This is a genomic window from Vibrio sp. YT-17, assembly GCF_033337375.1.
In the GTDB taxonomy this organism is placed as follows: domain Bacteria; phylum Pseudomonadota; class Gammaproteobacteria; order Enterobacterales; family Vibrionaceae; genus Vibrio; species Vibrio alginolyticus.
Genome location: NZ_JAWOQP010000027.1, coordinates 22802 through 35661, shown reverse-complemented (window position 1 = coordinate 35661; position 12860 = coordinate 22802). Strand labels below are relative to the sequence as shown.

Annotated in this window: 11 protein-coding genes; 6 read left to right on the top strand and 5 right to left on the bottom strand. The window is 46.6% G+C overall.

The genetic code is table 11. From position 1 onward, the window contains the following. The first annotated feature begins 34 nt into the window (after positions 1-34). Both R7F67_RS20625 and trpS read left to right on the top strand, forming a co-directional pair. Positions 35-721, top strand: coding sequence for a phosphoglycolate phosphatase (locus R7F67_RS20625; RefSeq protein WP_005382834.1), 687 nt, complete (start codon positions 35-37; stop codon positions 719-721). Between the two features lie 116 nt (positions 722-837). Continuing rightward, a complete protein-coding gene (gene trpS, locus R7F67_RS20620) occupies positions 838-1854 on the top strand; it encodes a tryptophan--tRNA ligase (protein ID WP_005381398.1) in 1017 nt (338 codons plus the stop codon). Positions 1855-1910: 56 nt separating this feature from the next. On the opposite strand, the gene R7F67_RS20615 is transcribed toward trpS, so the two are convergent. Beyond that, the gene (locus R7F67_RS20615) at positions 1911-2285 is read right to left on the bottom strand and encodes a hypothetical protein (RefSeq protein ID WP_053303037.1); all 375 of its coding nucleotides are present in this window, start codon (positions 2283-2285) and stop codon (positions 1911-1913) included. Positions 2286-2828: 543 nt separating this feature from the next. Here R7F67_RS20615 and R7F67_RS20610 point away from each other — a divergent pair. After that, positions 2829-5783, top strand: coding sequence for an ExeM/NucH family extracellular endonuclease (locus R7F67_RS20610; RefSeq protein WP_258475580.1), 2955 nt, complete (start codon positions 2829-2831; stop codon positions 5781-5783). Positions 5784-5950: 167 nt separating this feature from the next. Continuing rightward, complete coding sequence (locus R7F67_RS20605; RefSeq protein ID WP_033907171.1) at positions 5951-6865, top strand: LysR family transcriptional regulator; 915 nt, start codon at positions 5951-5953, stop codon at positions 6863-6865. 6 nt (positions 6866-6871) lie between these two features. On the opposite strand, the gene R7F67_RS20600 is transcribed toward R7F67_RS20605, so the two are convergent. The 4 genes from R7F67_RS20600 to R7F67_RS20585 all read right to left on the bottom strand — a co-directional run bounded on the left by R7F67_RS20600 (position 6872) and on the right by R7F67_RS20585 (position 11261). After that, a complete protein-coding gene (locus tag R7F67_RS20600; protein ID WP_258475579.1) occupies positions 6872-8383 on the bottom strand; it encodes an AbgT family transporter in 1512 nt (503 codons plus the stop codon). Between the two features lie 52 nt (positions 8384-8435). Next, positions 8436-9608, bottom strand: coding sequence for a M20 aminoacylase family protein (locus R7F67_RS20595; RefSeq protein ID WP_053303040.1), 1173 nt, complete (start codon positions 9606-9608; stop codon positions 8436-8438). A 147-nt stretch (positions 9609-9755) separates the two neighbouring features. Then, positions 9756-10349 (bottom strand): NADPH-dependent FMN reductase, encoded by a 594-nt coding sequence (locus tag R7F67_RS20590; protein WP_053303041.1) that lies wholly within the window; start codon positions 10347-10349, stop codon positions 9756-9758. Between the two features lie 39 nt (positions 10350-10388). Continuing rightward, a complete protein-coding gene (locus R7F67_RS20585) occupies positions 10389-11261 on the bottom strand; it encodes an EamA family transporter (RefSeq protein ID WP_053303042.1) in 873 nt (290 codons plus the stop codon). Positions 11262-11383: 122 nt separating this feature from the next. Between R7F67_RS20585 and R7F67_RS20580 the strand changes: the two genes are divergently transcribed. Both R7F67_RS20580 and R7F67_RS20575 read left to right on the top strand, forming a co-directional pair. Further along, positions 11384-11863, top strand: coding sequence for a MarR family winged helix-turn-helix transcriptional regulator (locus R7F67_RS20580; RefSeq protein WP_033907165.1), 480 nt, complete (start codon positions 11384-11386; stop codon positions 11861-11863). Between the two features lie 69 nt (positions 11864-11932). Next, a complete protein-coding gene (locus tag R7F67_RS20575; RefSeq protein ID WP_053303043.1) occupies positions 11933-12520 on the top strand; it encodes an aminodeoxychorismate/anthranilate synthase component II in 588 nt (195 codons plus the stop codon). Positions 12521-12860 lie beyond the last annotated feature (340 nt).

The window sequence follows — 12860 nt, the reverse complement described above, 5'->3', positions numbered from 1 at the left end:
CACCGATTTATAAATAAAAATCCTCAGGGAAGTTATGACTCAACAAGACATTAAATTCATCGCCTTCGATCTAGATGGTACTTTGCTTGATAGCGTGCCAGATCTAGCTGTCGCGGCAGACCAAGCAGTACAGGCGCTTGGCTTTCCATCGGTTTCAGAAGAACAAGTTCGTGATTATGTGGGTAACGGCGCAGACGTGCTTATTGGTCGCTCATTAAGCCAAAGCCTGACCATCAACCCAGAGCTGAGTGAAGAGCTTCGTGCTAAAGCGCGTGTATTGTTTGATGACTACTACGAGCAAAGCGGTCACAAGCTAAGTCATCTTTACCCAACGGTAAAAGAGACACTAGCAGAGCTGCACAAAGCGGGCTTTGTTATGGCGTTGGTGACTAACAAACCTTCAAAGTTTGTGCCTGACGTTTTGGAAAAGCACGACATCGCAAAATACTTCGTTGATGTCCTTGGCGGTGATGCATTCCCAGAGAAAAAACCAAACCCAGTAGCATTGAACTGGCTAATGGAAAAGCACCAAATCCAACCAAGTGAAATGCTGATGGTTGGCGACTCGAAAAACGACATTCTCGCAGCAAAGAATGCAGGCTGTGCCTCATTTGGTCTGACATATGGTTACAACCACGGTGAACCTATTTCAGCATCAAATCCAGATTTCGTCGCTGACAGTTTGGCAGAATTATTGGACGTTGTAGCGGTTTCTGCATAACGGCTACAAAAGAGCTTCCAAAATACTCGTTAATGAGTACACTGAGTAAACCGTGCACCTATTACTGCACGGTTTTTTTCATTTAATTAGATTAAGAAGTCAAAGGAATCATTCTAATGAGCAAACCCATTGTATTGAGTGGTGTTCAACCTTCAGGTGAACTAAGTATCGGTAACTACTTGGGTGCTCTACGTCAATGGCAGCAGATGCAAGACGATTATGATTGCCAATATTGTGTGGTAGACCTTCACGCGATTACGGTTCGTCAGGACCCTAAAGCGCTGCATGAAGCAACTCTAGACGCACTGGCAATTTGTCTGGCAGTTGGTGTTGACCCGAAGAAGAGCACGCTATTTGTTCAGTCACATGTACCAGAGCATGCTCAATTAGGTTGGCTTCTTAACTGCTACACTCAAATGGGTGAGCTGAGCCGTATGACTCAGTTTAAAGACAAATCGGCACGTTACGCGAATGACGTAAACGTCGGTCTATTTGACTACCCGGTGTTGATGGCGGCTGACATTTTGCTTTACGGTGCACACCAAGTACCTGTAGGCAGTGACCAGAAGCAACATCTAGAATTAGCGCGCGATATCGCAACGCGTTTCAACAATATTTACTCGCCAGAGCAGCCAATCTTCCAAGTTCCAGAGCCTTACATTCCGACAGTAAATGCGCGTGTAATGAGCCTTCAAGACGCAACGAAGAAGATGTCTAAATCTGATGACAACCGTAAGAACGTTATCACGCTGCTGGAAGAGCCTAAGTCGATCCTTAAGAAGATCAACAAAGCGCAAACCGATACCGAAACGCCGCCAAGTATCCGTCATGATATCGAGAACAAGGCGGGCATTGCTAACCTAATGGGTCTGTACTCTGCGGCGACAGGCATGAGCTTCGAAGAGATTGAAGCGAAGTACCAAGGCGTAGAAATGTATGGCCCATTTAAGAAAGATGTTGGTGAGGCAGTTGTAGCAATGCTTGAGCCAATTCAAGCAGAATATCACCGTATTCGCGCTGATCGTGCTTACATGGACGAGGTAATGCAGCAAGGCGCTGAGAAAGCCTCGGCACGAGCGGCTGAAACGCTTAAGAAAGCATACGAAGCAGTAGGTTTTGTAGCTCGCCCATAGTTGCTAAGAACGAATACGAAAAGCTCCACTTTGGTGGAGCTTTTTTTATGCCTGTATTACTGAAATGGCGTGTCTTTCATACAGCGTTCCATGTCGTAATATTCAACACGTCCTCGAGCTCCTAGAAAGGCAGACTTCACAACCATGCCTCTATCAATGAAGTAACTAAGCTGTACGCATGATATATCGTAGCTGAGTTCTTTAATTCTCGCTGGAATCCAGTAGGTTCCTGGCGTTCTTAGACGCTGAGTAAAGGTAATAACACCCTCGTCACTGACTTCTAGCTCTTCAATACCATCCAGTTCATTTTTGGCTGATTCGATGATGTCTTGATTCGCCGTAGGTTGAAGTGGCTCACTGGCGGTCAACTGACACCCCGCTATCAAGCCAAGTAGGGAGATAGCTAGCACACTGCGTTGAATTGTTTTCATTTGTCGTTCCTGGGTTTACAGCTAATGAGATCTTATTGTCTCGCGCAGGTGTTATATCTTTTGTGTATGTTTTTGGCTAGTGAGTAATGAAAAGTTATTGAATAAATCATGAAAACTTTGAAGTATGAGGGGCCTGTATAAGAGAGAACGAAGCGAGTAATAGATTCTTGGGCTTGAACAGTGATGCAAGTGAAAATTAAAGCATTCTAAATTAGTGACTAATTATATTTTTTATTTGTAACGGAACGGTTGGGTTAATAAGCAACTCAACAAGTGATGTATTTTCTACTCCTTAACATGAAGTGAAAAAGTAAACTGAGTAATCAATCTAAATTCTGACTTGTTTATCAATAGCGCTCTGTATTTATTACAAAAAATGTTTGAATGGGATGCTCTGGCATATTTTCTTATATTCACATGTGATTCATTTCACGGCTTTAATTACTCATTCTTATTTATTTCATAAATAAACCTGATAGTAGACGCAAATGGCAGGCTCTAACCAGAGCTAAGTTTGCATTTACATAAATATCAGGTATGACAATGGACACGTTAATCAAACCCTCAATACTCGCATTAACCATCGCCAGTGCACTTAGTGCAAACGCGAACGCAGAGATTATTATTTCCCAATACGTAGAAGGCGGCGCTTATAATAAAGCGGTAGAGATCGCTAATACGGGTGATACTGCGGTGACACTCACTGGCTACGAGTTGGCGAAATCATCAAACGGTGGTGGTACTTGGGGTAGCACATTCGACCTTAGCCAAGTGACGCTACAAGCTAACCAAGTGTATGTACTGGCGCATGGTGATGCGAGCGATACCATCAAAGCTGTCTCGGATATCATAGATAAAAGCGTTGCGAACTTTAACGGTGACGACCCGCTCGCACTGCTTAAAGATGGTGAAGTGCACGACATCATCGGTGTGATGGGTGACGTAGATTTTGGTAAAGACACCACATTAGTTCGTAACAGTGATGCACTAACCCCTTCTGCTACTTATGATGCATCTCAGTGGACGGCATTTGAGAAAGACAACATTGACGGCCTTGGTGAGCTAAATGCGACTGAGCCACCAGCACCATTCGCTTGTGAAGTCGACGGTCAGCAACCTAACTTCACTACCATCCAAGATATTCAAGGTGAAGGCGATACGTCTCCATTCATTGATGGTTACCCATACATTACTGACGAAGATCATTTCGTAACGGGTGTCGTGACTGCTGTTACCACTGGCCTAACCAAAGGTTTCTACCTACAAGCATTAGAAAGCGACAACAACGACAAGACCTCAGAAGGCTTGTTCATTCATACTGACGCGGCAGACACGGCGCTGAAAGCTGGTGACGTTGTTTGTGTGAAAGGTAAAGTTCAAGAGTATTACAGCAATACTCAGCTTGCTTCTGATGCTAACAGCTATGTGAAAACAGGCACCTCTGAAACCCCTCGAGTTACCGATCTTGTTATCAAAGAAGGTGAGACACTACGTGATGCGCTTGAGCGTCATGAAGGGATGCAAGTTGAGTTGACCTCGGCAAGTGACTTGTTTGTAACTCGAAACTTCTCTTACGACTACGATTCACGTCGTAACAATATGATGCTCTCTCATGAAGCGCCATTGTTAAAGCCGACTCAATTACACGCGGCAGAGAGCGATGCAGCCGTTGAGCTAGCAAAAGACAACGCAGCGAACCGCGTATACCTAGAATCAGATGGCAAAGCACCAAACGGACAAATCCCATACTACCCAGATTTTGCTAAAGATGCAGACCAAAATGGCTCTTCAGAGCAGCACATTCGCCTAGGCTCTCGTGTCGAAGGCCTGCAAGGTGTTGTGGCTTACAGCTACAACGAGTACCGCCTAATTGCGACCAATGAAGTTGATAGCAGCAACTTTGTCACGTCAGGTGATGACTTTAACGTTGCGCGTAAAGCGGCGCCAGCCATAGCCGATTCTGATTTACGAGTAGCGAGCTTCAACGTTCTTAACTACTTCACTTCAGTTGCTGACAGCGGGCACGACAACCCAACCGGGCAAAATCGTGGCGCGACAAACCTTGATGAGTTCTTGATCCAGCAAGCGAAAATAGTTTCAGCGATGAATAAGATGGACGCGGACATCATTGGCTTGATGGAAGTGGAAAATAACGGCTTTGGTGATGGTAGTGCTATCCAAAACTTGGTTGATGCTTTAAACGCTGAGATTGATGACGTGGAAGATCATTACACGTATGTCGAAATCGAAGAGCAAGACAAATACCAAGACGAATACTTTGGCAGTGATGCGATCATGGTGGCGATCTTATATCGTGCTAACGCAGTAACACCAAAAGAAGCAGCAAAAGTCATTGTGACGCCAGAGCAACACATTGCAGAGAACACCATTACTCGTAAAGAGGGCACTGAAAGTAACCCTGCATACGACAAATATCAACGCCACAGTCTACTTCAGACCTTTACGGTGAAAGAGACGGGTGAAGATTTGTCTATTGTCGTAAACCACTTTAAGTCGAAAGGCTCTGAGTGTATTGAAGAGTGGATTGCCGGTGTAGAAGATTCTGAGCCAGCGGATCTGCAAGGCAACTGTAACAACTTCCGCGTTTCTGCTGCGCACGCAGTGGGTGAAGCGTTGAAAGAGGTGAAAGGCGATGTATTGCTCATGGGCGACCTCAATGCTTATGGCATGGAAGACCCACTTCTGACACTGACTGATTACTCGAAAGAGAAATACGGCCGTGACATTTATACTGCTGCTTACACAACCATTGGTGATGGTGAACTTCAAGTAGAGAAGACCAAAATTGAAAAAGGTTACGGTCTGCACAACTTAAACACGTTGCTGCACGGCACTGATACGTTTTCTTACACCTATTCGGGCGAGCTGGGTAATTTGGACCACGCATTGGCAAGCAGTAGCCTAGCGCAAAAAGTGGTAGCAATTGAAGATTGGCACATCAACTCACTAGAGAGTAACTTGTTCGAATACAGCAGCAAGTACACAGGTGATATGCCGAAGTACAAAGATGCGTTCTCTGCCTCTGACCACGATCCAGTGATCATCGCGATTGATTTACCAGATGATGACATCGATTTACCGAAAGCAGGTGACAACTTAGCCGTCGATGTCCGTTTACCACCAACGGCGGTTGTGGGCGATATTGTTACGGTGAACTTAACGCCATCCACACAAGCGGCTGCGGCAAGCAGCGATACGAAAGCTTACTCGGCTAGCCAAACTTTAGTTCAAGCTGATATTGATGCGCGTAGCGTGAATATTGAGTTTGAACAAACGCCAGAGCAAGGTAATTATCAGTTAGAAGAGAAAGTGACTGACTCGACAGGTAATATCGTGAAGTTTAGCTCTGTTCGTGATGTTTCAATGACGCAAACTGAAGCTGGAACAGAAGGGTCGAAGGATTCAGATGGTGGTTCGTTTGGTTTTGGTGCTCTATTTGCGCTGCTAGGTCTTGGCTTATTCCGTCGTCGCCGCTAAGCGAATTTACTTCCTGACAAACAGTTCCTAAATAGCTGTAAAGACCAAAGGCCAGCCTATGCTGGCCTTTATGTTCAGAAAAAATATAGAAATGGATAATCATATTGACGTATTAGTTACCAAGTTTGGGTATACTTTTTCAGCAGAGCAAAGGGTGAGACTACTAAATGGACATTAGCTATCGTCAGCTCAAAGCTTTTATCGCCTTGGCTGAGGAACAAAATTTTACTTATGCCGCTGAAAAGGTGCACATCACCCAGTCTGCGTTGAGCCAGATGATGAAAAAGCTGACCCAGCAACTTGCCAGCGAACTCTATCAGCGCCAAGGCAGGAAAATCATCCTCACCGAAGCGGGCGAGCAGTTGTATCAGGAAGCGCGATTTATCGTTAATCGCTTGGATAAACTAGTTCAGCAAAACAAAGACCGCCAGCACGGCTACAACAAGTCGCTGGTGGTTTCGTCGCTATATACGTTGTGTGCATCCTTAGCGCCGAAAACCCTCAATGACCTGAAAAAGCGCTATCCAGATTTTACTTTTCGCTTAATTGAAGAACGGGTTGATGACATTACCCATTCAGTACTACAAGGGCAGGCAGACATCGGCATCAACACCAATCCGAATCACCCAGAATTGAACTTTGATTTACTGTTTCGCGATTACCTGTGCTTTGTTTGCCGGCAAGACCATCCGCTCGCCGAGCATAAGCAAGTCAGTTGGGAACAAGCGCATCAATACGCGTCGATTGGTGTCAGCCCCGGGAACAGTTTACGCACACTTGCCGACGAAGCGTTTCAACGCATTGGTTTAACCTATGATCCGGAGTTGAGCGCTTCGCATACCTCAACGCTATTAGGGATGATTTCCAGCGGACTAGGTTCGACGATTCTGTCTTCCACTATCGGTGAGTTGAGCAACAACGTGGAAGTTCGCTTTATTCCGATTGTTCAACCGGTTCAGTACCGCTCAGTAGGGCTCATTACACGTAAAGAAACTCATCGAGAGTTAGTCGATGAGTTCAGTTTGATTTTGAAAAAGCATGTCAGCGACTGGGGCTTTGCTGAGTTTATCCCCAGTCGTTAAGCGACGTTACATTGGCCCGACGGGTAAACCTGTCAGCATGTAAATCAGGAATAGCCCGCCCCAAACACTAAATAGCACCAGAGCGTATGGCACCATCATCGCGAGGAAAGTACCAAATTTCACTTGCGGATTATATTTGGCGATCAGCGCCAGTACCATCGGAATATATGGATTGGTCGGTGAAATGATGTTGGTGGTGGAGTCGGCAATACGATAGCCCATTTGCGTAATTTGCGGGTCTACGCCAAGTAACATAAAGAGTGGGATAAATACCGGGGCCATGATCGCCCATTGCGCCGAACCACTAAACACAATCATGTTCATCACGCCAGCAAGCATCATAAACAGCGCCATCATCGCCAGCTTTGGCATCTCGACAGACGAAATCCATTCCGCACCATTCACCGCAATAAAGATAGCTAAATTAGACCACTTAAACCAAGCAATGAACTGGGCAATCACAAATACCAAGACAATGTAGCCGCCAACGCCTTTGAGCGCTTTGGACATCAAGTCAGGAATATCACTGGCTTGTTTGATCGTACCCGCTTTGACGCCGTAAACCACCGCATTCATAAAGAAGAATGCCATGATGATCGGGATAATCCCTTTTAGGAAAGGTGAAGGTACCAAACCGCCGTCTGCATTACGTAGAGGTGAATCGGCTGGCAGCAGGGCGGCCAAAAGCAAAGCGATAAACACCAAAGACGCTGCTCCAGCCCATTTCAACGCACTCTTTTGCTTAGTGGTAATTTCAAAAGACGGTTCACTATCGGCGTGGTTGGTTGTCACTTTATGCGCGAATTTAGGCTCGATGTATTTGTCGGTGATGAGCGTCCCTGTGACGACTAAAATCGGAACGGAAAGCAACATAAAGTACCAGTTTGCTGCCGGGCTAACTTCGACGTGTTCAACGATGGCAGACGCTTCGGTTGAAATACCGGAAAGTAATACATCGGTGCCAGCAATAAATAGGTTGGCGGTAAACCCAGCCGCGACCGCGACAAAACCTGCGGCGATGCCGACAATTGGGTTGCGGTTGGTTGCCGCAAAAATCAGACCTGCGAGAGGGGGAACCAAAATGAACGCAGCGTCTGAGACGAGGTTACCGATGATACCAGTGACGAAAATCGACGCGGTGACAAACTGACGCGGCGCGTTGAGCAATGATTGCTTGATTGCACTGTCGGCCAAGCCTACTTCTTGCAATAGCCCCACCGCTAGCATCATACATAAGACCAATCCGAGTGGTTTAAACGAGACGAAGTTATTCACCGTCGATTGCAGGATGTAAACCAGACCTTCACCACTGATTAGGCTCTTAACGTGCACTACTTCACCCGTAGATGGATGGGTCACGCCGCCGCCAATAAACGAGAATAGGCAAGAGAGCAGCATGACGCTGAGGCACAGGAAGATAAACAGATAGAAGGGATGAGGGACTTTATCGCCCAGTCGCTCAATGCGGTCGATCATTGACGCGCCTGAACTCGATTTTTGCGTAATTGCAGTCGACATTGTTAGAACACTCCTTTGTGTAAAAAGGGGAGTCACTTCCCCTCATTTGTTGTTATTGCTGTTCAATCAAATTGATAAAGTAAGCGGCGCCAATCGGCAGCAGCCGGTCGTTAAAGTCGTAGGCTTTGTTGTGCAGGCCAACGCTGCATCCTTGCTCCTCAGTGCCGTTGCCGATAAAGCCGTAGCAACCCGGTACTTTGTTGAGGAAAAAGGCGAAGTCTTCGCTGGTTAGCATAGCTTCACAGCTTGGGTTAACGCGCTCAGCTCCAACGGTTTGAGCCGCTGCGTCGATCGCTCGCCGAGTTTCGTTTTCGGTGTTAACCGTCGGTGGGTGAGAAATTGGTCCGAGTTTAAATTCTGCTTGCATCCCGTGCGCCTTGGCGCTGTGAGCTACTAGTTGCTCGAGTCGTTCAACCAAGCTATCTCGTGTTTGTTGAGACAAAGTACGGAACGTACCGCTCATATGAGCTTGGTCGGCGATGGCGTTGGTTGTTTCTCCACAATGCAGCTGTGTGACCGAAACCACTAGTGGATCAAACGGGTCGTAGTTGCGGCTGACCATGCCTTGAATACCTTGGTAAATATGGGTCGCGACAAGCAATGGATCTTGGGTTGTGTGTGGTAAGCCAGCATGACCACTTTTTCCGTCGACAGTGACAAACAGACGGTCAGAGCTCGCCATTATTGGCCCCGTCTTAAATGCGAAATGCCCTTCAGGAATGCCCGGCATATTGTGCAGAGCGTAGCATTCGTCGATCGGGAAGCGCTCTAACACGCCGTCGGTGATCATGGTCTCGGCGCCACCGCGACCTTCTTCTGCCGGTTGGAATATCAGCACCGCTTTGCCTGCAAAGTTACGCGACCGGGCCAAGTAGCGCGCAGCGAGTAGCAACATAGTGGTGTGACCGTCATGGCCACAGGCGTGCATTTTACCGTCGTGGCACGAACGGTGGGCAAATGTGTTGGCTTCATGGATGGGTAGCGCGTCCATGTCGGCGCGAAGACCGATGCTCTTTCCGTCCCCGATCGAGCCGTGAATCACACCCACCACGCCCGTTTTGGCGAAATCAGTACAGATTTCATCGACGCCGTACTTTTCGAGCTCGGCAACCACTAACGCTTGAGTGTTATTTTCTTCAAAACCTAATTCTGGTTGCTTATGAATGGCATGACGGATACTAATCGCGTCGGCTAACCAAGGTTCTAAGACTTCAATAATGTTCATACATCTCCCCTTTAATTGAGAGTGATTTAACACTATTGAAACAATTCAAACAAACCGGATTTCTACTGAAACTATTAGCGTTGCTAATAGTTGCTTGGAGAGAGGTTAAACTAAAAGCCGCCCAATACTGAGCGGCTTGAATGACGATTACATCCCATAGGTAAATGGTTTACCGAGCGGCAGCATGTCCTGATGCACTGGTGCTAATGCGCTCGCGTAGCAGCTGAGCAGTTTCAAAGTGTATTGAGTGCGAGCGACAAAGTCACTGTCATCGCTGTGCGCCTCTTGATCAATGAGTTTATCACTGTCACGTACAATGAGATGGTCAGGCAAAAAGCACACATGGTTATTTTTGCTGCCAGTCATGCGTAATTCGCTGATCGGGTAAACACCGTTGATACTGACGCTAACACTCACCAATAGTGCTGGTTTATGTGCCAGTTCGTTTGCGGTCGTCAGCAATAGGAAGTTTTTCAGCGCTGGGGTCGCCATCCCGTGCCATTCCGGTGTGATAAAGACAAACGCGTCAGACTCTTTCAGTTTTTGCGCGATTGGCGTCCAGACACCCCACTCTTCGCTACCTTGCCAAACGCCTTCATTCCAAAATGGCAGGTTCAGTTCATGCAGATCGAGGATTTCCACTTGATCGAATTCTTGCAAACCGTGCTGTTTGATAAAACGAGCTACGTTGAGACTTTGTGAATTTGCCCTTTGGCTGCCAGAGACAATCGTTAGTTTCATAATCATTTCCTTTTGAATTTTATATCTTGTTTATTGGAGTTATGCATTTGCAGCTTTAGGACTATGGGAGGCCAAAAAGATCGAAACCAGTATTGCTCCTGCACCTAACAATTGCAGTGGTGTGAGTATTTCATCTAAAAATACGTAGCCCAACACGCTCGCCGAGACGCTACTCAGAAATCCTAGAAACGCGACGTTTGTTGCAGGAAGACGCTCGATTCCTTTAAACCACAGTGCGTAAGCGAGTACCGCACCCACTATGGTTAGGTAGCTGTATCCGGCCAAGTTTTTTAGCGAAATGGTCTCCGGTAGACCTTCAAACCATAGCGCTGCAGGTAATAAAAGGATGCCTCCGACGAGGAGTTGCCAGCCAGTGAACGCCAATGTCGACATATCCTTCGGACGTCCCCAGTATTTGGTTAGCACCACGCCACTTGCCATGCTTAATGTGCCTAGTACCGCCAGAGCAATTCCTTGCGCGCTGATCTGCACCGTTTCGTTGATGACGATAAGCGCTACACCGAGCACACCGAATATTGCTGCGATGCAGTGGCTCAAAGCGATCTTACTTTTTAATACCAGCCCACTGAGCAGCATCACGATGATCGGTTGGCTCGACATGACCAGTGCCGCGGTTCCTCCAGGTAGGTAACTTGCAGCAAAAAACAGGCAGTAAAAGAACAGTCCGATGTTGAGCACTCCAAGGCATGCGAGTTTTCCCCACCATTGCTGGTTCGGAAAGCACCGCGTATAAGCGATGAGTAATAATCCCGCCGGAAGTGCGCGTATCGCAGACGCGAGTAGGGGACTATCTGCGGGTAGCAACTCAGTAGTGACGATGTAGGTGCTGCCCCAAACGATGGGAGCAATCGCGGTGAGCAGTATTGCTTGAATCCTTTCTGCGTTGGTCATGATACCTCCTGTAAAAGTATCTTTTGTGAAAGATTGTTTTTTAAAAGTAATGGCGTTTTTTCTTTTGGTCAAGTATCTTTTTGAAAAGATTTTTAGTTGGTGATGATAATGGGGATGATGTAATGGACGGTGTAGATAAGATTCTTCAGCAGTGGCAGCAAGCACGACCTGACTTAGATTGTTCTTCGATGGGCGTGGTTGGGCGCATTCGTCGCGCGGCAAACTTCTGGGAACAGGTCCATGGCCAAGTGTGCGGTGATGCTGGGATCAGCGCAATTGAGTTCGATATTCTGGCCACGCTAAGACGTAGCATAGACCCCGTCACGCCGACAACGTTGTACAAAACGTTGATGATTTCGTCTGGTGCAGTGAGTACACGCTTAGAAGGCTTGGTACAAAAAGGTTGGGTGCACCGCGTAGCGAGCGAAAGCGACCGCAGAAGTAATCGAGTGACATTGACGGAAGACGGTGTTGCCTTTTTAGATCAGGTGCTTGAAGCGCATGTCGCGAGCATGGAACAGCACTTAACTTGTCTCGACTCTGAAGAAAGAAATGCGTTGGAAAGCCTGCTGAGTAAGTTCCTGCAAGCCGAGGTGGAATAACTGATCGTACTTGCGTTTAGATAAAAAGGCGGCACAATACTCGCTTTCAGGTTTCCACGATGTAGTCCCATGCTGTTAATTATCGATAATTATGATTCGTTTACCTACAACCTTTACCAATACTTCTGCGAGCTTGGTGCAGACGTAAAGGTGGTGCGTAACGATGAAATCGATATCCAAGGCATTGAGGCGCTCAACCCAACTCATTTGGTGATCTCGCCAGGGCCATGTACGCCGAACGAAGCAGGTATTTCACTGAAAGCGATAGAACACTTCGCTGGTAAGCTTCCAATATTGGGTGTTTGCCTTGGTCACCAAGCGATAGCGCAAGTGTTTGGGGGCGAAGTGGTACGTGCACGACAAGTGATGCACGGTAAGACCTCACCGATTCGTCATAACGGTCGTAGTGTGTTTAAAAATCTGAATAACCCACTCACGGTAACCCGTTATCACTCTCTTGTGGTGAAAAACGGTACTTTACCCGACGTGTTTGAACTGACCGCATGGACAGAACTGCCTGACGGAAGCATGGATGAAATAATGGGTTACCAACATAAAACCTTGCCAATTGATGCGGTGCAGTTCCACCCAGAATCAATCAAAACTGAGCAAGGTCACGAGTTGCTTGCGAACTTTTTAGCACGCAAAGCGATCTGATCGCGATCACTTTTCTTAACAAATCATTCATCTTTTTGCTGAGGTGAGCGGATTGCAAAACTATGCGATTCTCTCGAGTCTCTTTGTCTATTCATGTCTTTTTAAACCTTCTATCCCCTGTATTACATAACATTTATAAAAAATCACTTCTCTATTTTACTTTCTTGATGCATAAATAGTCATAAGCAGTGATTAATGGAAGTTACTTTCGAGAACGAAAAGAATAAATCACTATTGAAATGGTTAATTAAATGTAAATACAATGCCGCAATAGCTTAAATGCAAAACATTATTTGCTGGCAAAGAGAGCCGGTTAAATTCGCTTATCTGCTACGCATGC

What these genes read in the sequence shown, in the direction of transcription:
- R7F67_RS20580 (WP_033907165.1), top strand. Translation starts at nt 11,384, where the DNA reads ATGGACGGTGTAGATAAGATTCTTCAGCAGTGGCAGCAAGCACGACCT.
- R7F67_RS20625 (WP_005382834.1), top strand. Translation starts at nt 35, where the DNA reads ATGACTCAACAAGACATTAAATTCATCGCCTTCGATCTAGATGGTACT.
- R7F67_RS20610 (WP_258475580.1), top strand. Translation starts at nt 2,829, where the DNA reads ATGGACACGTTAATCAAACCCTCAATACTCGCATTAACCATCGCCAGT.
- R7F67_RS20585 (WP_053303042.1), bottom strand. Translation starts at nt 11,261, where the DNA reads ATGACCAACGCAGAAAGGATTCAAGCAATACTGCTCACCGCGATTGCT.
- R7F67_RS20590 (WP_053303041.1), bottom strand. Translation starts at nt 10,349, where the DNA reads ATGAAACTAACGATTGTCTCTGGCAGCCAAAGGGCAAATTCACAAAGT.
- R7F67_RS20600 (WP_258475579.1), bottom strand. Translation starts at nt 8,383, where the DNA reads ATGTCGACTGCAATTACGCAAAAATCGAGTTCAGGCGCGTCAATGATC.
- trpS (WP_005381398.1), top strand. Translation starts at nt 838, where the DNA reads ATGAGCAAACCCATTGTATTGAGTGGTGTTCAACCTTCAGGTGAACTA.
- R7F67_RS20605 (WP_033907171.1), top strand. Translation starts at nt 5,951, where the DNA reads ATGGACATTAGCTATCGTCAGCTCAAAGCTTTTATCGCCTTGGCTGAG.
- R7F67_RS20575 (WP_053303043.1), top strand. Translation starts at nt 11,933, where the DNA reads ATGCTGTTAATTATCGATAATTATGATTCGTTTACCTACAACCTTTAC.
- R7F67_RS20595 (WP_053303040.1), bottom strand. Translation starts at nt 9,608, where the DNA reads ATGAACATTATTGAAGTCTTAGAACCTTGGTTAGCCGACGCGATTAGT.
- R7F67_RS20615 (WP_053303037.1), bottom strand. Translation starts at nt 2,285, where the DNA reads ATGAAAACAATTCAACGCAGTGTGCTAGCTATCTCCCTACTTGGCTTG.